Source organism: Streptomyces sp. NPDC002851 (assembly GCF_053591935.1).
The window spans coordinates 183,352-205,570 of sequence record NZ_JBSFUT010000004.1 but is presented as its reverse complement, the minus strand read 5'-3'; the positions used below and the strand labels follow the sequence as shown (position 1 = coordinate 205,570).

17 protein-coding genes and 4 pseudogenes are annotated in these 22,219 nt (G+C 70.0%); 10 read left to right on the top strand and 11 right to left on the bottom strand.

The features are described from left to right. Nucleotides 1–57: 57 nt before the first annotated feature. Nucleotides 58–480, top strand: a complete 423-nt coding sequence (locus tag ACWD10_RS06300) for a PPOX class F420-dependent oxidoreductase (protein WP_451087583.1) — start codon at nt 58–60, stop codon at nt 478–480. Nucleotides 481–537: 57 nt separating this feature from the next. Here the strand turns inward: ACWD10_RS06300 and ACWD10_RS06295 are convergent, their stop codons facing one another. From ACWD10_RS06295 to putP, 6 genes are all read right to left on the bottom strand, one after another. Then, nucleotides 538–1,218 (bottom strand): DUF899 family protein, encoded by a 681-nt coding sequence (locus ACWD10_RS06295; protein ID WP_451087581.1) that lies wholly within the window; start codon nt 1,216–1,218, stop codon nt 538–540. Nucleotides 1,219–1,405: 187 nt separating this feature from the next. After that, entirely contained in the window at nt 1,406–2,863 is a 1,458-nt protein-coding gene (rox, locus tag ACWD10_RS06290; protein ID WP_451087579.1) for a rifampin monooxygenase, read from the bottom strand. Further along, nucleotides 2,856–3,518, bottom strand: a complete 663-nt coding sequence (locus tag ACWD10_RS06285) for a TetR/AcrR family transcriptional regulator (RefSeq protein ID WP_451087577.1) — start codon at nt 3,516–3,518, stop codon at nt 2,856–2,858. The genes rox and ACWD10_RS06285 overlap by 8 nt, the downstream gene beginning before the upstream one ends. A gap of 42 nt (nt 3,519–3,560) precedes the next feature. Beyond that, nucleotides 3,561–6,032, bottom strand: coding sequence for a beta-glucosidase (locus tag ACWD10_RS06280; protein ID WP_451087575.1), 2,472 nt, complete (start codon nt 6,030–6,032; stop codon nt 3,561–3,563). 3 nt (nt 6,033–6,035) lie between these two features. Further along, nucleotides 6,036–7,337: an MFS transporter gene (locus ACWD10_RS06275; protein WP_451087573.1), complete on the bottom strand. Its 1,302-nt coding sequence runs from the start codon at nt 7,335–7,337 to the stop codon at nt 6,036–6,038. Between the two features lie 215 nt (nt 7,338–7,552). After that, nucleotides 7,553–9,217, bottom strand: coding sequence for a sodium/proline symporter PutP (putP, locus tag ACWD10_RS06270; RefSeq protein WP_451087571.1), 1,665 nt, complete (start codon nt 9,215–9,217; stop codon nt 7,553–7,555). Between the two features lie 342 nt (nt 9,218–9,559). Here putP and ACWD10_RS06265 point away from each other — a divergent pair, with 342 nt between their 5' ends. Further along, nucleotides 9,560–10,153: a dienelactone hydrolase family protein gene (locus tag ACWD10_RS06265; RefSeq protein ID WP_451087569.1), complete on the top strand. Its 594-nt coding sequence runs from the start codon at nt 9,560–9,562 to the stop codon at nt 10,151–10,153. Nucleotides 10,154–10,195: 42 nt separating this feature from the next. Here ACWD10_RS06265 and ACWD10_RS06260 read toward each other — a convergent pair whose 3' ends face one another. Both ACWD10_RS06260 and ACWD10_RS06255 read right to left on the bottom strand, forming a co-directional pair. Further along, entirely contained in the window at nt 10,196–11,038 is an 843-nt protein-coding gene (locus tag ACWD10_RS06260) for a hypothetical protein (RefSeq protein WP_451087567.1), read from the bottom strand. Nucleotides 11,039–11,143: 105 nt separating this feature from the next. Beyond that, nucleotides 11,144–11,491: a VOC family protein gene (locus ACWD10_RS06255; protein WP_451087565.1), complete on the bottom strand. Its 348-nt coding sequence runs from the start codon at nt 11,489–11,491 to the stop codon at nt 11,144–11,146. A 707-nt stretch (nt 11,492–12,198) separates the two neighbouring features. Between ACWD10_RS06255 and ACWD10_RS06250 the strand changes: the two genes are divergently transcribed. The 5 genes and pseudogenes from ACWD10_RS06250 to ACWD10_RS06230 form a co-directional block, all read left to right on the top strand. Beyond that, nucleotides 12,199–12,852 (top strand): (2Fe-2S)-binding protein, encoded by a 654-nt coding sequence (locus ACWD10_RS06250; RefSeq protein WP_451087563.1) that lies wholly within the window; start codon nt 12,199–12,201, stop codon nt 12,850–12,852. Nucleotides 12,853–12,864: 12 nt separating this feature from the next. Beyond that, the gene (locus ACWD10_RS06245) at nt 12,865–13,845 is read left to right on the top strand and encodes an FAD binding domain-containing protein (RefSeq protein ID WP_451087561.1); all 981 of its coding nucleotides are present in this window, start codon (nt 12,865–12,867) and stop codon (nt 13,843–13,845) included. Continuing rightward, a complete protein-coding gene (locus ACWD10_RS06240) occupies nt 13,842–16,049 on the top strand; it encodes a xanthine dehydrogenase family protein molybdopterin-binding subunit (RefSeq protein WP_451087559.1) in 2,208 nt (735 codons plus the stop codon). The genes ACWD10_RS06245 and ACWD10_RS06240 overlap by 4 nt, the downstream gene beginning before the upstream one ends. A gap of 145 nt (nt 16,050–16,194) precedes the next feature. Next, a pseudogene (locus ACWD10_RS06235) lies at nt 16,195–17,350 on the top strand (XdhC family protein). 55 nt (nt 17,351–17,405) lie between these two features. Beyond that, a pseudogene (locus tag ACWD10_RS06230) lies at nt 17,406–17,640 on the top strand (molybdenum cofactor biosynthesis protein MoaE); the annotation flags it as partial. Nucleotides 17,641–17,647: 7 nt separating this feature from the next. On the opposite strand, the gene ACWD10_RS06225 reads toward ACWD10_RS06230, so the two are convergent. Both ACWD10_RS06225 and ACWD10_RS06220 read right to left on the bottom strand, forming a co-directional pair. After that, the gene (locus ACWD10_RS06225; RefSeq protein ID WP_451087557.1) at nt 17,648–18,535 is read right to left on the bottom strand and encodes a helix-turn-helix domain-containing protein; all 888 of its coding nucleotides are present in this window, start codon (nt 18,533–18,535) and stop codon (nt 17,648–17,650) included. 253 nt (nt 18,536–18,788) lie between these two features. Continuing rightward, nucleotides 18,789–19,271: an AMP-binding protein gene (locus tag ACWD10_RS06220; RefSeq protein ID WP_451087555.1), complete on the bottom strand. Its 483-nt coding sequence runs from the start codon at nt 19,269–19,271 to the stop codon at nt 18,789–18,791. 46 nt (nt 19,272–19,317) lie between these two features. Between ACWD10_RS06220 and ACWD10_RS06215 the strand changes: the two genes are divergently transcribed. Then, nucleotides 19,318–19,941, top strand: a complete 624-nt coding sequence (locus tag ACWD10_RS06215) for a TetR/AcrR family transcriptional regulator (protein WP_451087553.1) — start codon at nt 19,318–19,320, stop codon at nt 19,939–19,941. A 395-nt stretch (nt 19,942–20,336) separates the two neighbouring features. On the opposite strand, the pseudogene ACWD10_RS06210 reads toward ACWD10_RS06215, so the two are convergent. Continuing rightward, nucleotides 20,337–20,420: pseudogene (locus tag ACWD10_RS06210) on the bottom strand (IS5/IS1182 family transposase); the annotation flags it as partial. 1 nt (nt 20,421) lies between these two features. On the opposite strand from ACWD10_RS06210, the pseudogene ACWD10_RS06205 reads away from it, so the two are divergent. Both ACWD10_RS06205 and ACWD10_RS06200 read left to right on the top strand, forming a co-directional pair. Then, a pseudogene (locus ACWD10_RS06205) lies at nt 20,422–20,598 on the top strand (IS30 family transposase); the annotation flags it as partial. A gap of 159 nt (nt 20,599–20,757) precedes the next feature. After that, nucleotides 20,758–22,170, top strand: coding sequence for an MFS transporter (locus ACWD10_RS06200; RefSeq protein ID WP_451087551.1), 1,413 nt, complete (start codon nt 20,758–20,760; stop codon nt 22,168–22,170). The last annotated feature ends 49 nt before the right edge of the window (nt 22,171–22,219 follow it).

Here is a 22,219-nt window from a genome sequence, read left to right as displayed (position 1 = left end):
GCTTGATCCTGCCCGCGCTTCCGGAACGGGGAGCGTCAGCACAGAGAGAAGAGAGAAATGCGCCAGCTCACCCAGGACATACGGGACCGTCTAGCGGCCAAGGGCATCTGGTTCGTGGCGACCACAAGCCCGGACGGCTCCCCGCATGTCAGTCCCATGTGGGTCGATCTGGACGGGGACAGCGTGTGGTTCAACACCTCCGTGGGCCGGGTCAAGGAACGCAACCTCCGCGCCGACCCGCGCGTCTGCCTCTCGAACGCCGACACCGACAACCCCTTCGACCGGATCCAGATCCACGGCCGCGTCACCCGCTTCGTCGAGGGCGAGCAGGCAAACCGCGACATGGACCGGCTCGCCCACAAGTACCTGGGCACACCGTACGAGTGGCTGCTGCCCGACGAACGCCGCATCACCGTGGTCGTCGAGCCCCTTCGGGTACGCCGCATCGTGGGCGTCGAACCGTTCGGCGGCGCGCGGTGAAGGGTGGCCTCGGCAGCCGTGCGTACTACCAAGGGGTGTCTCCCCCTAGTAGTCGAGCTAGTAGTCGAGTGTGGCGTACCAGTTGTCCCGGCCTCGGCGGGTGAGGTCGAGGAGGTGCCATACCGGGGTGAGCAGGTCGATGCCTCGCTCGTCGAAGTCGTCGGACATACGGGGGTGCACCGAGTAGAAGTGGCGTACCGACCCGTCGTCGTCGCGGGTGAACACGGACACCGTCGAGTCCTGGTTGCCCTCGGCGTCCTCGCTGCCCAGGTCGTACTTGAAGGTGCTCGACCCGGCGCTGAGCAGCCGCAGATTCGTCCACCCGCGGTTCCGGGCGTGCGCGCGGAGTGCGGGCAGCTCGGCCGCGGCGACGATCGCGAGGTCGACGTTCTGCGCGACGTGGCGGGCAACGCCGTTGAACCCGTCGATCCACATCGTGCACATGGGGCACGGCTCGGTCTGCGTCTTGCCGTACATGAAGTGATAGACGATCAGGTCGCGCCCGGGCCGGGTGAACAGTTCACTCAGCCGTACGGTCCGCGTCGGCGCGTCACCGGCCTCGAGGTCGGCCGGGCCCTCCTCGAAGGTGTAGTCGTCGACGACGGGGCCCAGCGGCAAGGTGCGCCGCAGCTCGGCGACGCGTTCACGATGGCGCATCAGCTCGAGCTCGGCCTGCCGCAACTCCTCGCGGGCGCTGACGTATTCGGCCGATTCTCCCGTGAGATTGGTCTGACGCATCGCTACCCCGGCCTCGCTGTTGTCCGGTGACACTCGGCTGTTCCGACGACGCACCACCGTATGCCCGCACACGGGGCCCACCGGGCAGCGAGCGACGGGGAGCTGGTCGGTGCACTCCTATGGATCAATGGGCTGATGCATGGATCAATGGGCCGACGCAGGGTCAAGGTCGAGCTGAAAAACGGCTTCACCTCATGGCGGCGCCGAACCACTTGCGCAACTGGCCGAGCAGATCCCGCTGTTCCTCACCGACCCACGCCACGTGACCGTCCGGCCGAAGCAGCACCGCGGGCACGTCCAGTTCCCCGCTGACATCGACGGCGTCGGCGGCGTCGGCGGCGTCCACGACGTGGTCGACCCGGTCCGCCCAGCCCGTCACCGACAGTCGGCCGGTCCGGTCGAGCAGCAGTCCGCGGCCGCCGCGCATCAACTCGTAAAGCCGCCCCCGCTTCAGCTCCACGTCCCGCATCCGTCGGCCGAGCAGTTCGTGCCCCTCGCCGAAGTCGTAGCGGACCCCGATCGCCGTGATCTTCTCGATCAGGTACCGGTTCACCTCCTCGAAGTCCATCAGTTCCGACACCAGTCGGCGCACTGCCCGGGGGCCCGGCTCGAGGGACATCAGCTCCATCTGTGCGCGGGTGTTGTCGAGGACGTCGGCGGCCACCGGGTGCCGTTCGGTGTGGTAGCTGTCCAGGAGGCCCTCCGGCGCCCAGCCGCGCACCTCGGCGGCCAGTTTCCAGCCGAGGTTGAACGCGTCCTGGATGCCGAGGTTGAGGCCCTGCCCGCCGGTCGGCGGGTGGATGTGCGCCGCGTCACCGGCAAGCAGCACCCGGCCTACGCGGTAACGCTCGGCCAGCCGGGTCGCGTCGCCGAAGCGGGAGAGCCAGCGCGGTGAGTGCACGCCGAAGTCGGTCCCGGCGTGCACCCGTAGCTGCTGCTTGAACTCCTCGAGGGTCGGCGGGACCGTGCGGTCCTCGGCCACCCCCTCGGCGGGCACGCCAACGCGGTACGTCCCGTCCCCGAGGGGCATCGCACCGAACCGCAGCTGGGTCTTGCGGACTTCGGCCACCACGGCGGTCAGCTCCTCCGGCTCCACGGCCACCGCCATCTCGCCGATGAGCGTCTCGACCCTGGAGGGCTCGCCGGGGAAGCCGACGCCGAGCAGCTTGCGCACCGTACTGCGGCCGCCGTCGCAGCCGACTAGGTAGCGCGAGCGCAGCCGCGTCCCATCGGCCAGCTCGGCGGTCACCCCGTGTTCGTCCTGGCTCAGCCCGACCAGTTCGCAGCCGCGCCGGATCTCGGCGCCGAGTTCGGTGGCGTGCTCGGCGAGCAGGCGATCGGTGGTGGGCTGCGGGATGCCGAGGATGTACGGATGCGTGGTGTCCAGGCGGTCGGGCGAGCGCTTGGCGATACCGGCGAAGAAACCGGCGCCGAGCGGGTACCGCTGACCGAGCGCGAGGAACCGGTCGAGCAGGCCGCGCTGGTCCATCACCTCGATGCTGCGCACATGCAGGCCGAGCGAGCGGACCACCCGGGTCGGCTCCGCCGCCTTCTCCAGTACGCGTACGCGCACGCCGTGCAGCCGCAGCTCACTGGCCAGCATCAAGCCGGTCGGACCGCCGCCGACCACGATCACGTCAACCATGAAACGCATCCCCCTTCCGCTCCCATCGCGCCCGTACCGCCGCCAAGTGAGCGGCGAAGTCGCCGATCATGTCGACGCCTTCGGGGTCCATCAGCCACTGCACCTGGAGGCCGTCCATGACCGCGACCGTCAGGCGGGAGATGCGGTCCACCGGGGTGTCCGGCGGTGCGGTGCCGTCCTCGATCGCCTCGGTCAGCCAGGCGCCGATCATCTCGGCGGCCATGCGGTGGTGGCGGCGCAGCCAGTCGTGGGCGGGGTGGTCGGCGTCGATCGCCTCGCCCTCGAGGGCGGCGAAGAGGCGGACGATGCCGGGCTGGCCGGTGTTGTGCTCGACCAGGCGCAGCAGGTTGTCGAAGCGGTCCCAGCCGCGGGCGTCCGGGATGTCGCCGATGGCCTCCATGTCGAGGCGGTCGCGGCGGTCGAGGACGTCGGCGAGCAGCCGTTCCTTGTCCGGGAAGTGGTGGAGCAGCCCGGTCTGGCTCAGCCCGGCGGCCTCGGCGACCGCGACCATGGTCGTGGCCCGGTAGCCGGATTCGGCGAACAGTTCCGCCGCGGCGTCGAGGATCCGGGTGCGGGTCTCCGCTCCCCCGCCTCCGCGCGGGCGCCCGCGCCCCCGTCGTGCCGGTTGGGGGCGCGGGTCAGCTCCAGTACTCATGGTGTCGACTCTACGAGTGGTGTCGACACCATGAGCCGCCGGTCAGGCCGGGACGGTGAGCCTGTGTCGTACGTCGCCGAGGCCGCGGGCGACCAGCAACTCGCCGCCGGTCAGGGGCAACCAGCCGTCGGCGGTCCAGCGGCGCCAGGCGCGCGGGTCGGTGGTCACGGTCACGGTGACGCTCTCGCCCGCCGGTACGGTCACGGTCGTCCAGCCCACGAGGCGTACCGGCTGATCGGGCTCGGCGGGCTGAAGGTAGACCTGGACGACCTCGCGCGAGGGGCGGCCCGCGGTGTTCCGCAGGTCGACCTCCACCGCCGGGGTGGGGTGGCCGTCGACGAGCCGGGCCGCGTCGTACTCCCAGGTGCCGTAGCCCTCGCCCTGCCCGAACCAGTACGCCGGGGCCTTGGCACGGCCCGCGTGGTGGCCGCGGTGGCCGATGAACGTGCCTTCGGTATAAGGGAGTTGGAGGGCAGTGGGTACTACGTCCCACGCGGGCGCGGCCTTGTCGGCCACCGGCCAGGTGGTGACCAGGCGACCGGCCGGTTCCCGTACTCCGAGCAGCGCGTCGGCGACCGCGTGCCCGCCTTCCTGGCCGGGCAGTCCGGCCACCACGATCGCGTCGACCTCGTCGGCCCAGGGCATGAGGACCGGGGTGGCGGCGTTGACCACGACGACGGTGCGCGGGGCGACGGCCGCGACCGCCCGCACCAGCGCGTCCTGCTCACCGGGCAGCCGCAGGGTGGTCTTGTCGGCCCCTTCGGTCTCCTGCTCGTCGGTGAGGCCCACCGCGACCACCGCGACGTCGGCGTCCCGCGCCGCGTCGACGGCCGCGGCGATGGTCTCCGCCACCGGCGCCGGGACGGGCGCGGCGACCAGGCCCTTGATGCCCATGCCGGAGGCGATGGCGTGGGCGATCACCCCCACGACACCGTCCGGGCCCGGTACCGGCTCGGTCGGCACGATCCGCACCTCGGCCTCGACCAGGGCGCCCGCGGGCACGTCCACGTCGAGGGTGCGGCGCGGCGGCACCAGCATCGCCTCGCCCGGGTCGTGGCCACCGGCCGCCAGCGTGAACGCCGCGACCTCACGCCCGTCGACGCGCAGGGTCCAGGCACCGGTCCCGATCGCGCCGAGGCGCAGCCGCCCGCCCTCGGCCGACCGGCCGGTGAGCCGGGTGCGCGCGACCGGCCGCGGCAGGTCGCCGTCCCAGCCGACCGAGACGGAGGCGACATCGCGGTGCCGTTCGATGAGCCGGGCGTCGTCGGCGTCGAGCATGACCACGCGTACGCCGGGGGCACCGGTGTCGGGGTGGGTCAGGGCGTCCGGTCCGGCCGGGACGGGCAGGGTTCGTACGTCGACGCCGTCGATCACCCGCACGCGGTCGTCGCCGAGTGCGGTGCGCAGGCCGTCGGCGATGGTCACCTGGTGCGGCGGGTTCACGGTGGCGGAGCCGCCGCCCATGCACACGGTCTCCACGGCGGGTCGCCCGATGAGCGCCACCTGTTCGTCCCCGGCCAGCGGCAGTACGCCGCGCTCGTTGCGGAGTACGACCATGCCGTCGGTCGCAAGGCGGCGCAGCGCCGCCCGGCGTTCGGGCGCGTCCGGCGCGGGGAGGCCGGTGCGCCACGTGCGCGTCTCACCGAGGGCGTCGACCCGGTCGGCAAGCCGGAGCAGTCGGCGTACGTGGTCGTCGACGGTCTCCTCGGCGACCTTCCCGGCGCGGACGTCGGCGACCAGGGCGGCGCCCCACGGTCCGTCGGGGCCGGGCATCACCAGGTCGAGGCCGCCGTTCGCGGCCGCCGCGGAGGTCTTGGTGGCGAACCAGTCGGACATCAGGAGTCCGTCCCAGCCCCACTCCCCCTTGACCACCTGGTTGTTGATGGCGTCGTGCTCGGTCGCGGCCACCTGATTGACATCGTTGTACGCGGCCATGATCGACCACGGCTGAGCGTCCGCCACCGCGATCTCGAACGGCAGCAGATACAGCTCGCGCAGCGCCTCCTCGGAGACCTGGGAGCTCAGGTAATTCCGCTCGGTCTCCGACTCGTTGGCCACCAGGTGCTTGAGACAGGCCCCGATGCCCTTCGACTGCAGCCCGCGGACGTACGCGGCCGCCAGGTGCCCGGTGAGCAGCGGGTCCTCGGCGTACTGCTCGAAGAGGCGGCCGCCGAGCGGGCTGCGGTGCAGGTTGATGGTCGGCCCGAGCACCACGTGGATCCGCTGCCGCTCGGCCTCGTCGGCGAGCAGCTCGCCGACCTCGTGGGCGGTGTCGGTGCTCCACGCGGAGGCGAGCAGGGTGGCGTTCGGGAAGAGGGCGACTTCCGCGCCGCCGGTGAACTCGAGGCCGCGTACGCCGGTCGGACCGTCGGAGAACGCCATCGGGGCGAGGCCGATGCCCTCGTGACCGTGCAGCGTGAACGCGGTCGCGCCGGTGAGCAGTTGGACCTTCTCCTCGAGGGAGAGCGCGGCGAGCGCGGTGTCGTACGTGGTCATGCGGTCGTACGTGGTCATACGTCAGCGCACCTTCTTGATCGGGAGGACGACGAACGCGCCGGCCAGACAGACGAGACCGGCGACCCAGAACAGAAGCCCGTACTGCGGGCCCGCTCCGGCCCCGCCGAAGCCGAGCAGCAGGGCGCCGAGGAACGGTGCCGCGGACTGGGGCAGGGCGTTGGCGATGTTGAAGACGCCGAGGTCCTTTCCGGCGTCCTCGGGGTCGGGCAGCACTTCGAGCACCAGCGCCATGTCGACGCTCATGTAGATGCCGTACGCCAGGCCCATGATCGCTTCAACGAGGTAGAAGGCGGTGAGGGTGTCGGCATGGGCGAGCAGCACAACTCCCAGCCCGAACAGGGCCGTTGACGCCGCCACCAAGACCTTCCGCCGACCGGTGCGATCGGACACGACACCGGCGACCCAACCGGCTGCGACAAGGACGACCGTATAGATGAGCGTCGCGCTGGCGACGGCGGCCGCGGCGGAGGCGTCCTCAAGACCGACCCGGTCGACGAGGAAGTTGAACCGGAAGGTGGTGAACAGGAAGGAGGCGAGGACGAGACAGAACCGGGAAGCCCAGGCAAGCCCGAAGTCACGGTGCCGGACCGGGTTGACCCAGAACGTCTGGAGCAGCGCGCGCAGATCGAACCGGCCGGGCTTGGCGGGAAGCACCGGGTCGGGCAGGACGGCGGCGTAGACGAGCATGCCGACCACACCGATCGCGGCGGGGACCATGAAGAGCAGCACCATGTTCTCGGTGAGCCGGGACGCGATCTGGGTCGCCCCGAGGATCCCGACGTTCTGCATGATGCCGACCATCGCGGAGACCTTCGCGTGCTGCCGCTCGGGCAGTTGATCGGCCAGCGTCGCGATGAACGGGCTGAAGCACGCGTTCGCGGCGAGCTGGGCGACGAACCAGCCGACCGCCAGTCCGGCGACCGTGGTCGCCTGCGACACCCACAGCAGCGCCACGGCCATCGCGAGGACGCCGCCGACGATCCAGGGCCGTCGGCGCCCGAACCGGGAAGTCGTACGGTCGGAGAGCCGGCCGAAGACGACATTGCCCACGACCGCGGCGATGGCGCCGACGCCGAGGATCGTGCCGAGCGCGGCGGTGCGCTCGGTGGCGGCATCGGTGAGCGTGGCGACCTTGAGCGCCATGCTCACCATGACCGGCCCGAGGAGGGCGACGAAAAGGCCGAACTGCGCGAAGCCGAGGGCAACGACGAACAAGGCGGACTTCGGCTCGGTCGGCTTCTCACCGCAGCGTGGGGCACGGGGCCCTGCGGCGGCGCGCGTGTCGTGAACGGGGATCGACATCTGGTGCTCCGGGCGTCTCGGGGGACGGGTACCGCGCGGCGTGACCGGAAGCACAACAGCCGTAACAGAAAATTAAAATAGATGCTAATAACTATTTATCGATCCGTGACCTGCCCCTGGAGGGCAACCGCGGCCAACGCACAGGCACAACCGTGGTGACCGACCACCAGGAGCCCTACGGCACGCCGCAGCAGTACGCCGAGCCGGACGCAAGGTCACTGGCGCCACGGGTCGTCGTCCCGCGGCATTCCCCGGGGGGTGCCGTAGTCCGTCGAGCCGTACGCCCCCGTGCCGTAATCCGTCGAGCTGTACGTCGCGGTGCCGTAGTGCGGCTTGTCGTCCTCCGTCGTGGGGGGCGTCGCCGTGGGGGTCACCGCCATCGCGGGCTCCATCGTGCCGCTCCAGGTGCGCGCCGGGGGACATCCGACGTACTTGCCGAAGAGCAGTGCTGCCGCGGTGGCGGCGAGCACGCCGGGCACCATCTCGTAGACGCCCGTTTCCAGCGGCCCGAGGAGCGGGTCGATCTCGTCCCACAGGACCACGGTGACCGCGCCGGTCACCATGCCGGCCATCGCCCCGGCTGCCGTCATCCGCGGCCAGTACAGCGACAGGATGATCACCGGGCCGAAGGCCGCGCCGAATCCCGCCCAGGCGTACGCGACGATGTCGAGCACGGCACCGCCGCTGAACGCGATCGCGTAGGCGACCAGCGCCACGGCCACCACACTCAGACGCCCCACCACCAGCAGCACCGTGTCCGAGGCCCGCCGGTTGACGAACGCTCGGTAGAAGTCCTCGGTGAGGGACGTGGCCGAGACCAGCAGCTGGCTGTCCACCGTGGACTTGATCGCGGCCAGCACGGCCACCAGCAGGATTCCCGCGATCCAGGGGTTGACCAGCTGGGTGGACAGTTCGATGAAGACTGTCTCCGGATTGTCGAGCGGCTCGTCGAGCACGGCGATCCCGGCAAGCCCGATGAACGAGGCACCGAGCAGTACGACGAACACCCAACCCACACCCAGACGGCGGGCCAGCGGTATGTCCCGTGTGCTGCGGATACCCATGAAGCGGCTCAGGATGTGGGGCTGGCCGAAGTAGCCGAGCCCCCAGGCGAGCATCGAGATCATCGCCACGGCACCGAGCGGCTCACCGGCCGTCCACGCGTTGCCGGCGAAGGAGGCCCGGACTCCCGGGTCGAGCAGCGCCGGGGTCGTGTCGGTGAGCGCGCCGTGCAGCGCGCCGAAGCCGCCGAGCTGCCAGAGACCGATCGCAGGGAGGGCGATCGCCGCGAGGAACATCAGCGTGCCCTGGATGGAGTGCGTGACACTCAGGGCCGTAAAGCCGCCGAGGATGGTGTAGACGACGATCACCACGGCGAAGACCGTGAGCCCGAACTCGAAATCGGCTCCGAATATCTCGTTGAACAGGAGCCCGCCGGCGACCAGTCCGCTGGCGACGTAGACGGTGAAGAACACGACCGTGACCATGCCTGAGAGGAGCCGAAGCACCCTGCTCCGGTCCTCGAAACGACCCTCCAGGTACGCGGACAGAGTCACGGAGTTATCGGCCAACTCGGTGTAGGTGCGCAGGCGAGGTGCGACAAGCCGCCAGTTGAGATACGTGCCGATGATCAGGCCGACGGCGATCCAGGTAGCCCCGATCCCGGCCATATACACGGCGCCCGGCAGGCCCAGGAACAGCCAGCCGGACATGTCACTGGCTCCGGCGGACAACGCCGCGACCGGGGCGCTGAGGCGACGGCCGCCGACCGTGAAGTCCTCGAACGTGGTCGTCTCTCCATGCGTCACGACGCCGATCATGACCACCGCGATCAGAAAGACTCCGAAGGTAATCATGACGGGGACGCTCAGCGTGATCATGCATTACTCCCCTGCGATACGGCGGTCACAGGTACATGCCAAATACATACAGGTGCCACCTTCCGGGCCGAAGAGGTGGGAGTGTAGGACGCCGCGGTGGGGAGCGACGAGAGAATCCCAAATCAGCTGCCCTCATCGGTTCCGGATTGTGATGACCGTGGGACGCGAGCCAGAACCTGCAGGTCGAACAGGTTTCTTGAAGCCTGGCAGCTCAGCGAATAAGTAAGCGGTTGCGGGTTGGCGATGGCCGGGGCGGGCATGCGACCGCGACCGGCAAGGTTGAACTCAGCAATCAGCAGTCAATGAGGGTCAGTTGTCAGACCAGGGTGCTAGACAGGCACCATGACAGAGATCGTCTTGTTCCATTCCGTGCTGGGGCTGCGGCCCGGCGTGACCGATGCGGCCGAGCGGCTGCGCTCGGCCGGACACCTCGTCCACACCCCTGACCTCTACGACGGAAAAGTCTTCGACGACTACACGACCGCCCTTGAATGGGTCGAGTCGATCGGCGGCATCCCCGAACTCATCAGCCGGACGCAGGCGGCCGTCGCCGAACTGCCCGAGGCTGTGGTGTACGCCGGGTTCTCCAACGGCGGCGCTTCCGCGGAGCTGCTCGCGGCGACGCGGCCGGGGGCCAGGGGTGCCGTACTGCTGCACGCGGCGCTGCCGTTGGCGGCGTTCGGTGCGTCGGCCTGGCCGGAGGATGTGCCGGTTCAGGTGCACTACGCGGCCGACGACCCGTTCCGCGAGCAGGAGTTGATCGACGCGTTCGCGGCCTCGGTCCGGGACTCGGGGGCTTCCTATGAGTTCTTCGAGTATCCGGTCTCCGGGCATCTGATCACCGACCCGAGCCTGCCCGAGGAGTATCACCAGGAGTCGGCGGAGATGCTGTTCGCGCGAGTCCTGGAGTTCCTTGAACGTATCGATCGCGGCTGAGCAGACTCCCAACCCGTACGTCTACGTCCTCACCTGTGGCGGTCAGAACGTCAGGATCGCCCACACCCCTGCCGCAAGGACCGCCAGCACGTACCCGGCGACGGCCAGGCGTACCAGCCGCTGCCGGGTCTCGACGCTCCACGACGTGTGCGAAAGGAGCCAGGCCACGGCGGGCAGGACGAGGACCGCGTGCAGGCTGACGCCGTGCAGGGGCTTGAGGAATCCGGTCGAAGCGTAGGCGCCGAGCTGGTCGCCCGTCCTGGCGAGGGCCACGCCCCGGGCGATCATGCCGGCGCCGGACACCAGAGCCACCAGCAGGATCGCGAACCCGGCCCGCAGGGCGAGCGCCATCCCTGTCGGCCCCTCGGGGCGCCGCCGGAACGACACGACCGCGAACACCGAGAGCAGCACCACAAGCAGCCCGCCGCCCACCGCGAGCGTGAAGGACACGGCCGTGTTGAAGCCCGTCTCCATGTTCATGTGCGACGGCACGCCCCGCCATGCCTGGAGGGTGATGCCGCCGACCTCCAGGACGCAGTCCGCGGCGAAGAGCGTGAGCAGCACCGTGCGGATGCGTCCGCTCATCCGCAGATACGAGGTCACCCAGGCGATCGCGATCAGCGTCAGACCGAAGGAGAGCCCGAAGGTGGTGGGCTTGCGCCAGGACACCGGCCCGTCCCACGGCCCCCCGTCCACCGCGAAGACAAAGAGGTGGAAGAGGCCGACGGCGAAGAGGAGGGCGCCGATCGCGTAACTGGCACGCTCCACGGGGCGCGCACTTCTCCAGCCGGATCCCCAGCCGAAACGGAATGCCGTTCGGGGCCCTGCCTCGCGTACGACGGTGGGCCTGAGGCGTGCCTGTGTCTCCTGGTCAGCCGGTTCCATGCTGCTCAGCATTCCCGAGCGGCGACCCGGTGGCGTCGTACAGCCGAAGGAACCGGAAGTACCACATGGGAAGTAGGGACGGACCGGTTGCGGTCGCCGGGAGCGTCAGCGGTGGCTCAGCACATTGATCACGCGGCCGTTGGGATCACGTACGAAGAAGCGCCGTACGCCCCACTCCTCGTCCTGGATGGGGTGCACGATCTCCGCGCCGCTGTCCCGCATGGCCGCGTAAGCCGCCTCGACGTCGTCGACCTCGATGCTGATGTCGGGGGTGACCGGGGCGGTCTTGTCGCTGGTCATCACGCTGACCTGGGCCGCCGGGGTGGACGGCGAGGCAAGCGTCGTGATCCAGCCGAGATTCATGACTTCCTCGAAGCCGAGCAGACCGTAGAACTCCCGGCTCTCCTGCGTCGCTTCCGACTGGATGATGGGCATGACACGGCGAACGGCCATTTACGCCTCCGGGTGAGGACGGAACGGTGAGGGCGGAAGGGTGAGGGCGGAAGGGTGAGGGCGGAACGGACTCAGGACTCCAGACTCCCGGACTCAGGACTCCCGGACTCAAGACTCCCGAACTCCGGACTCTAGGGCAGAGCTCTCCACGAAGTGGTGACCATGGCCGCCCCTGCAACGGCTCCGCCAACGCCCGTCGGTATCAAGCGCATTGTCGCCGCCAGCCTGATCGGCACGTCGATCGAGTGGTACGACCACTCATTCGATCAGAGCTAGGCGAGGGACGACTTCAACAGGGGAGGGCGTCCGATACCGGGCACCCTCCCCACGCATGACGGCATGACGACCACCGCCGGCGGTCGGACCGCCCTGACTGCTACTGCCAGACGTACCAACGGCAGTGGTACTTACCCGAGTCGTCCCAAAAATCTGTGCTCGTTGTATCGCGCCACTTGCCGCACAGTGGATGCCGTGCCGCACCGGAGACCTGGTGAGGCGGCTGCCGATCGTGTTCACCCCCCGGCCACCGCACTCCTCCTGGGCCGACGGCCCGCCTGGTCCGCCGCGGCGTGAACCGTGTCCCCGGACGCCGGGCCGACCGGCACCGCCGGGACACGGCAGACCACGACGCCACCCGGCGGGACCGATTCGTGCACATGACGGTGGTCGGTACCGCCAACCGCCTTCCGTAGACCGAGAGAGTGGTCATGTTCACCGAACCCACCGAGTCAGCTGTTCCTCCCCCCGAGGGCTCATCCGAGGGGTCCGCGTCCGCCCGTTCCCGGCGCACGTTCATCGCGACCACCACCGCCGTCGGCGGGGCGGTCGTGGCAGGCGGTCTCATAGCGGGACAGTCCGTGTTCGGCACCGAGCCCGCGGACGCCGCCGAGGCACCGCCCGGCAGCCGCGTCTCCCTGACCGTCAACGGCAAGCGGCACACCGTGACGGTCGACAACCGGACCTCGCTCCTTGACCTGCTGCGCGAACACCTCGGCCTGACCGGATCGAAGAAGGGCTGCAACGCCGGTGCCTGCGGCGCCTGCACCGTCCTGGTCGACGGCCGCCGGGTCAACTCCTGCCTGACGCTGGCGGTTCGGCTTGACGGCGCCGAGGTCACCACCATCGAGGGCCTGTCGCGAGGAGAGCGGCTGCACCCGCTGCAGCAGGCGTTCATCGACCAGGACGCCTTCCAGTGCGGCTACTGCACGTCCGGCCAGATCATGTCCGGCGTCGGCTGCATCGACGAGGGTCACACCGGCTCACCGGAGGAGATCCGGGAGTTCATGAGCGGCAACATCTGCCGCTGCGGCTGCTACGTGAAGATCGTGCGCGCGGTCGAGCAGACCGCCCGCGGGAAATGAGGCACGGTCCCCATGCATCCCTTCTCCTACACCAGGGCCACCGACACCCGTGAGGCCCTCGACGCGGGCCGCGGCGGCGGCCGTTACATCGCCGGCGGCACCACACTGGTCGACCTGATGCGCGAGACCGTCGAACGCGCCGAAACCCTGGTCGACATCAGCGCCCTGCCGCTGCGCGAAGTCACGGTCACCCGGCGTGGGGGCCTGCGCATCGGCGCGCTGGTACGGATGGCCGATGTCGCTGCCCACCGGGAGGTGCGCGCTCTGTATCGGGTGATCTCGCAGGCGCTGGAGCTGAGCGCGTCGGCGCAGCTGCGCAACATGGCGACCATCGGCGGCAACATCATGCAGCGCACCCGCTGCACGTACTTCCGTGACGTGACGGCCGCCTGCAACAAGCGCGAGCCGGGCTCGGGTTGCGCGGCCCTGCACGGCGTCAACCGCACCCACGCGATCCTCGGCACCTCCGACGCCTGCGTGGCCACCCACCCCTCCGACGTGGCCGTGGCCTTCACCGCCCTGGAAGCGACGGTCCATCTGCTGGGCCCGGACGGGGAGCGGACGGTGTCCTTCGCCGACTTCCTGCTCCGGCCGGGCAGCACACCGAATCGCGAGCAGGCTCTGCGCCGGGGCGAGTTGATCACCGCGGTGGAGGTTCCGGCTCTTCCGCGCCCACTCAGGTCGGGCTATCTGAAGGTGCGCGACCGGCAGTCCTACGAGTTCGCGCTCACCTCGGCGGCCGTCGCCCTGCACATCCGCGGCGGAGTGATCCGCGAGGCAAAGGTGGCCGCCGGAGGCGTGGGCACCGTCCCCTGGAAACTGCCCGCCGTCGAGCGGGAACTCATCGGGCGGCGGCCGTCGAACGCCCTGTGGGCCAAGGCCGCCGAACACGCCGCCGACGGGGCCCGGCCTCTCCGGCACAACCGTTTCAAGGTCGAGTTGCTCAAACGGACCGTCGAGCGCCAACTGCGCGTCGTAGGAGGTGGCAAGTGAGCCCGCAGCCGCAGGCAGCCGTCGGGGCACCGCTGTCCCGGGTCGACGGACGGCTGAAGGTGACCGGCCAGGCCAAGTACGCCGCCGACCACGACATCAACGGCGTCGTCCACGCCGTCATCGTCAACAGCACCATCGCACGCGGACGCATCACCGGCATCGACACCCGCGGCGCCGAAACCCAGCGCGGCGTCCTGAAGGTGATCACCCACCGCAACGCGCCCAGGCTTGCGTATCGCGACAACCCGGCCAGCTTCCCCTTCCCGGGCCGGCGGCTGCGCGCCTTCCAGGACGATGCCGTCCAGTTCCTGGGCCAGCCGGTCGCCGTGGTGGTGGCGACCACGCTGGAGGCCGCGCAACACGCCGCCGACCTGGTGAAGGTCTCCTACGACGCCGAGAAGCCGTCGACCGACCTGACCCGCAGCCCGGCCCAGGACGGGCCCGCTCCCTTCGCTGAGCCCTACGCACGGGGCAACGCCGAGGAAGCGCTGGGTTCCGCGGACGTCCGGATGGAGATGACCTTCCGGCTCTCCCGCAACCACCACAATCCGATGGAGACGCACGCCACCATCGCCCGCTGGGACGGCGACAAGCTCACTTTGTGGGACAAGACCCAGTGGGTGATCGGCGCGCAGAACGAGGCGGCGTCCGTGTTCGGCATTCCGCCAGAGAACGTGCGCGTCCTCTCGCCGTTCATCGGCGGCGCGTTCGGCAACGCCCTGCGGACCTGGCCGCACGTCGTCATCGCGGCACTCGCCGCACGCGAGGTGGGACGCCCGGTCAAACTCGCGCTGACCCGCAGGCAGATGTACTTCACGGTGGGCTACCGGCCCGCCTACGAGTACAAGCTGAGCCTGGGCAGCACCCGGCACGGGCGGCTGACCGCGATGGTCCACGAGATGAAGTACGAGACCTCCCGCTACGAGCAGTTCTGGGAGGCCAACCAGGCACTCGGGCAGATGCTCTACGCCGTGCCCAACGTCAGCCAGAACGTCCAGATCGTGCCGCTCGACGTCAGCACCCCGATGTGGATGCGCGGCCCCGGCTACGGCAGCGCCGCCTTCGTCATCGAGACCGCGGTGGACGAACTCGCCTACAAACTCGGCATCGATCCGATCGAGCTGCGGCTGCGCAACGAACCCGGCGAAGACCCCTCGACGCAGCAGCCCTTCTCCACACGGCGGCTGCGCGAGTGCTTCCGCGTCGGCGCCCGCGAATTCGGCTGGCACCGGCGCAACCCCCGGCCACGCTCCCGGCGGGACGGCGACTGGCTCATCGGCACCGGCGTGGCCACCGGCTGCTACGACGTCTTCCGGGGAGAGGCCCACGCCCAGGCCAGGCTCGACGCCGACGGCACCGTGGTGGTCCAGTCCGCGACGCACGACGTGGGTACGGGCACGTACACCTCCATGACCCAGGTCGCCGCCGACGCCCTCGGCCTGGCCGTACGCAACGTTGAGTTCCGGCTCGGCGACTCCACCATGCCGCAGGCCCCGCCCCAGGGTGCCTCGCAGACCATGGCCAGCGTGGGATCCGCCGTCCAGGACACCTGCGACAAGCTGCGGCGGCAGGCCATCACCCTCGCGGTGGAGGCCGAGCGCTCACCGCTGCACGGCGTCGACGCCGACGCCATCGTGGTCCGCGGCGGACGGCTGCACGTCAAGGGCAACCCCGCGCGCGGGGAGACCTACCGGCAGCTCCTGGCCCGCAACAACCGCACCCACCTGGAGGCGGGCGGGTCCTGGGCTCCCGAGGAGAACAGCCGGTTCTCGATGTACGGCTACGCCGCGATGTTCGCCGAGGTCGCGGTCGACGCCCGGCTCGGCCTTGTCCGGGTGCGGCGGATGCTGGGCGTGTACGACGCGGGCCGCATCATCAGCCCCAAGCTCGCCGACAGCCAGGCCATCGGCGGCATGGTGGGCGGCATCGGCGCGGCCCTGCTGGAACACACGGTCACCGACCACCGCGACGGCCGGATCGTCAACGCCAACCTCGCCGACTACCTCGTCCCGGTCAATGCCGACATTCCCGACCTCAAGGCCGTCTACCTCAACGGGGAGGACTACAGGGCCGACCCCATCGGCGTGAAGAGCCTCGGCGAGCTCGTACAGATCGGCGTGGCACCCGCCATCGCCAACGCGGTATTCCACGCCACCGGACGCCGCGTCCGCGAACTGCCCATCACCGCCGAAGCCCTGCTCTGACCCCCGGGCGGCCGGGCTCTCTCCCTCCCCCCTCCCCCGGGGAGCCCCGGAACCGAAGCGATCCGGTCGGCCCGCCGCCGTGCCTCGCCATCCCCATCCGGCGCGGCGGCGGGCTTCCCCAACCACCCACCGAAGGACGCCTCTCATGCTGAACATCGCGGACGCGCTGTACCGCTGGTGCCGCGAGGACCGCCCCTTCGCCCTGGTCACTGTGGTCCAGGTCAGCGGCAGCGCCCCCCCTGCCACCGGGCACCGCACTGGCCGTGGACACCGACGGCGAAGCGGTCGGCAGCATCTCTGGAGGATGCGTCGAAGGCGCCGTCTACGAGCTGTGCCAGCAGGTGCTGGAGTCGGGCGAACCCCCGATTCGGGCCTCGTTCGGCTACTCCGACGCCGACGCCTTCGCCGTCGGCCTGACCTGCGGCGGCGAGCTTGAGGTCCTGGTGCAGCGGGTCGACCCCGCCGACCGGCCCCACCTCACCACCGCCCTGGAACAGGTGTCGGCCGGTGCCCCCGTCGCCGTGGCACAGGTGATCGACGGGCCACAGCGCCTCCTCGGCCGCACCCTTTCCGTGTTCGGGGGCGGCAGCGCGTACGACGGGACACTGGGAAGCCAGCAGGCGGACCGGGCGGTGGCCACCCGGGTCCGCGCGCTGCTGCGGGCAGGCCGGACCGCCCGCGTCGAGGTCGGCGGAGACGCCGACACCTGCCCGGAGAAGCTGACACTCCTGGTCCACATCCACGCGGCGCCGCCCCGCATGCTGATCTTCGGCGCCGTCGACTTCGCCGCCGCCCTCAGCCAGGCCGGACACTTCCTCGGCTACCGGGTCACCGTCTGCGACGCCCGCCCCGTCTTCGCCACCCCGGCCCGCTTTCCGTACGCCGACGACGTCGTCGCCGACTGGCCGCACCGCTACCTGGAGCGCGCCGAGGTCGACGCCCGCACCGCGATCTGCGTCCTCACCCACGACGCCAAGTTCGACATCCCCCTGCTCCGCCTGGCCCTCGACCTCCCGGTCGGCTACATCGGCGCAATGGGCTCCCGCCGCACCCACGAGCACCGCCTGGAACGGCTGCGTGAGGCAGGCATGTCCGAGGAGCACCTCGCGCTCCTGCACTCACCGATCGGACTCGACCTCGGCGCCCACACCCCCGAGGAGACGGCGGTCTCCATCACCGCCGAGATCATCGCCCACACCCACAACGGCACCGGCCTGCCCCTGTCCCGCGTCCCCGGCCCCATCCACGGTTCCGTCCCCGCGGCCCAGGTGTCATCACCAGCCGCGCTCCTGACCGTATGAGGCCCCACATACTCATCGACACCCACGGCCGAGTGGCCCACGAGCACCCCGGTGAGCAGGCGGGATCGCGCTGTTCGTCGGCACGGTGCGGAATCATGACTCAGGCGCGGACGTGGACGGACCGGGGTATTCGTGCCACCCGACGGCAGCGGCCGAGAGGCGGCGGATCGCGGAGAAGGTCGTGGCGCACTACCCGGTGCGTGCCCTCGCCGCGGTGCACCGGGGCGGTGAACTTGACCTGGGAGCACCAGAAGTTCTCGGACGGAACCGATGAATGGGTCGGCGCGTAGCGCAGTCTCAGCGCAGCGGCTCCATCTCCCAACTGGCCAGCATCCGCAGAGCTTCCTCTGATCGGGACCCCGGCTCGGCGTGGTAGGTGACCAGCCGCATAGGGGCGCCCCCGGGCAGCGCCATGGGCTCGTGGATGAGGTCGAACTCTCCCACCAGCGGGTGCCGCAACCGCACGGACTCGCCGGTGGTCCCGCAGCTCACCTCGTGCCGTGCCCACAACCGCCGGAACTCCTCGCTCGTCTGCGACAACTCCTGGATCAGGGAAGAGAGGTATGAATCCCCGGGGCTTTTGCCGGCGTTCATGCGCAGAACGCCGGCGACTCTCAGCGCCAGGCGGTCCGGGTCGGCGAACCGGTCGCGCATCTCGGGCGAGAGGAAGATCAGCCGGGCCAGGTTGCACTCCTCGGGCGGCAGCAGGGCCCAGTCCCCGAAGACGGCGGCGGCGAGCCGGTTCCACCCCAGGATGTCCAGGCGCCGGCCGACGACGTAGGCGGGCACGCCGAGCCCGTCGAGCAGGTGCTGGACGCTGGGCCGCAATCGCCGCGGCGGGAGCACGGCCTGCGTCGCGCTCTGCCGCTCGGGCTGGGCCAGCCGGACCAGATGCTCACGCTCCTCCTCGGTCAGGCGCAGGGCGCGGGCGACGGCGTCCAGCACCTCGGCCGACATGGTTTCGCCGTAGCCCTGCTCCAGACGGGCGTAGTACGCGTACGACACCCCAGCCAGCTGCGCCAGCTCCTCGCGCCGCAATCCGGGAACCCGCCGCCGCCCGAGCGAGGGCAGACCCACATCCTCGGGCTTCAGCCGGGCCCTGCGAGAGCGCAGGAACTCCCTCAGCTCGGTACGCCGATCGAGTCCGGACGTCACTTGGTCACCAGGCGCCAGATGCGAAGACATCTCTGTCCTCCAGTCGTCAGCGTGCCTCACTGATGTTGAGGAGCGTACAGCATCGACCCTACGAATCATCTTGATACTGAGTGTCAGATAGACGTGGAGTCTCCGACTCATTCCTTGCGCGGCTTCGGACCGCCGCGGAGGCTGTGAAGCGGGCGCACGAGCCGTGCCTCCGCCACGGTGCGTGCCCCCGCCGGACCGGGGCTTTTGCCGCAGGCCGCGCCCCCGCCGCGGCGGGTAGCCGCGGGCGCAGATCTCACCCGGCTCGCCCACGGGCAGCGGATCGGGATCGGCGGGGCCGACGATCTTGACCTCGATCTGCCACAGGGGCCGACCGGCGGTCTGCAACGTGTCGCGGGCGCTGCGTCGGGGCTGGTCTGGGTGGGAAGACCCGCGCGAGGACCAGGGTGCCGGTGGCGGTGGCCACACCGAGCACCGTCAGGTCGCAGTCGGCGGCGTGGAACAGCGGCAGCGCGCTGCCCCAGACCCCGTCCCGGGAGAATCCGGCGCGGGCGGCCACGAAGGTGGCGTTGGCGACGAGGCCGCGGTGGTGCAGGACGGCGCCCTTGGGGATGCCGGACGTGCCGGAGGTGTACTGGATCTGCGCCGCGGCACCAGGGACCGTGCAGCCGGCCAGGACGCGGCGCGCTCGGCGTCGTCCAGGAGCTGGGCGTAGGTCCAGGTGCGGTCGGTGCGGTCGGCGCCGGACAGGGCAGCCTCGGGCGAGGAGATCTCGCATAGCCTGATACTCAGTATCAAATTGAGTCTTGCTGTACCCTTCTTGCATGTCTGAGCCCGCCCGCACCGCCGACCAGCCGGCACGCAAGCCGCCCGGCTTGCGTGAGCGCATGCGTGCGACGGTTCGGGTGGAAGTGGTGGAGGTGGCGAACCGGCTCTTCACCGAGCAGGGATTCGAGCGGACGACCGTCGACCAGATCGCCGCCGAGGTGGGCCTGTCACGCGCCAGCCTGTTCCGGTACTTCGGCACCAAGGAAGACATCGTCCTGGGGCGCCTGGAGGAATCCGGCCGCCAGATCGCGGAGGCGCTCGCCGCCCGCCCGGACGACGAGCAGCCCTGGAAGGCACTGCGCCGGGCGTTCGACGTTCTGACGCGGATGAACGAGGCAGCGCCCGAGCAAGCACTCAGCTATCTGCGCATGCTCCAGGAGACCCCGTCACTGCGCGCCCGGCACTACGAGAAGCAACTGAACTGGCAGGAGCTGCTGGTGCCGGAGGTCGCCCGACGGCTGGGGGTCAGCCCTGACCGGCCCGAGGACACCAGGCCGAGTGCGCTGGCCGCCGCGGCGCTCGCCTGCCTGGACGTGGCCGCCACGAGGTGGGTGGCCTGTGAGGGTACAGTCCCGCTGGCCGTGCTGCTCGACCGGGCGATGGGCGCATTGAGGGAGTAACCGGGCCCACCGCACGGACCTGCTGCAGCGGCTGTCCGGCGGACTACTGCAGCTGCCGGTCACACGGGATCGAGCGCAGGCAGACTGGGCTCGTAGGAGTGTGACCACTGGGTCTGTGCGCGCTGCAGACGAACGGAAGAGTCAAGCCCCGGAAGCAGCGGGACAACCTGCGGTCCGCTTCCACGAAGACGACCGTCCCCGTATGTGCACCGCAATCGCGTACCTGAGCAGACCTTCGAGTCGACGCAGTCCGAGCGCAACGAGGGCCGCGTGCACTCCACTTTCCCGCTCGCCGCAGCGCCGTACCCTCCGCGTGCCCATAAGAGCAACCGGATGTGTCGAGCAGGTAGATCACCGGCTGTCCTTCTCTCCCCTCCCCAGTGCAGGCGCTCGGTGTCATCGAGTTGATAGCAGACCGCTTCGTACAGACGGCCCCAGACGCCGACTCTCGACCAGATCAGGAACCGGCGACGCACGGTCACCCTGCCGCGATACCTGACCAAGTCCCTGACCTGGGATCAAGCCTCCGAGGTGGCCGCCCACCACGCCTTCACCGTCGCCACAGACATTCCGGTCCACTTCTGCGACCCAGCGAGCGACCAGCACGGCAGCACCGCAGCGTCAAAGTGCACCAAAAGAGACACCCTTCCATCAGGACCTCAGCGACCCCGTCGTCCCTCAACTCCGCTTACCACGGGGCCTGTCCACACCTCGGCCCCCAGAAGTATGGTGTCCCGTCACATGTGCGGGTGACCTGCCTGTTTCTACGGTGTGGCGACACACAACGTCCCCGTATCCCGTCCGGAAGTGGTGACCATGGCCGCCCCTGCACCCGCTCCGCCAACGCCCGTCGGCATCAAGCGCATTGTCGCCGCCAGCCTCATCGGCACATCGATCGAGTGGTACGACTTCTTCCTGTACGGCAGCGCCGCCGCGCTCGTGTTCAACAAGCTGTTCTTCCCGGCCGCCGACCCTTTGACGGGCACGCTCATCGCGTTCGTCACGTATGCGATCGGCTTTGTGGCCCGGCCGTTGGGCGGTGTGGTCTTCGGGCACTTCGGCGACAAGGTCGGACGGAAGAAGCTGCTCGTGCTCAGCCTGCTGATGATGGGCGGCGCGACGTTCGCGATGGGACTCCTGCCCACGTACGCGAGCATCGGGGCGGGCGCGCCCATCCTGTTGACGCTGCTGCGGCTCATCCAGGGGTTCGCGCTCGGCGGCGAGTGGGGCGGGGCAGTGCTCATCGTCTCCGAGCACGGCGGTGCCGAGCACCGTGGCTTCTGGGCCTCCTGGCCGCAGTCGGGCGCCCCGGGCGGGAATCTGCTCGCCACCGGTGTGCTCGCGGTGCTCGCCACCGTGCAGTCGGACGCGGCGTTCCTGGCCTGGGGTTGGCGGGTGCCGTTCCTGCTCTCCGGGGTTCTGGTGGTCGTCGGGCTTTGGATCCGGATGTCGGTCACGGAGTCGCCGGTGTTCCTTGCCGCGAAGGCCAAGGCCGAGGCTGAGGCAAGGGCCGGGGCCAAGTCCCAGGCCGGGGGCAAGGAGCAGGCGCCCGTGGTGGAGGTGTTGCGGACGAGTTGGCGTCAGGTGCTCACCGCGATCGGCGCCCGCTTCGGCGAGAACATCTCCTACTACATCCTCACCTCCTTCCTCCTCGTGTACGTCACCACGCACCTGGAGCTGCCCAAGAGCACGGCCCTGAACGCCGTCCTCATCGGCTCCGTGGTGCACTTCGTGACCATCCCCGCGTGGGGCGCCCTGTCGGACCGGGTGGGACGGCGGCCGGTCACGCTGTTCGGCTCGGCGGGCATGGCGCTGTGGGCGTTCGGCTTCTTCGTCCTGGTCGACTCGGAGTCCTTCGTCGTGATCACGCTGTCCGTGACGGTGGGGCTGCTGCTGCACGGCGCCATGTACGGGCCCCAGGCTGCCTTCGTCTCCGAGCTGTTCGATACGAGGGTGCGGTACTCGGGGGCGTCGATGGGCTCCCAGCTCGCCTCCATCGTGGCCGGTGCGCTCGCGCCCATCATCGCCGTCGAGCTGCTGCGGACGTACGACTCCTCCGTGCCGATCTCTCTGTATCTGGCTGCGGCCGCCGTCATCACGACCGTCACCGTTGCCGTGGCGCGGGAGACTCGGGGGCGGGACCTCACCCAGGACCGGGTCGTGACGGGATCCCCCGGTTCTCCTTCGGTCTCGAAGACTCCGGCGCCGCTGCCCGCGGATCCGGCCTGACCCAGCCGCCCCCCGCACCACCCCACCGCACCGGGCCGGGCCGGGCCGA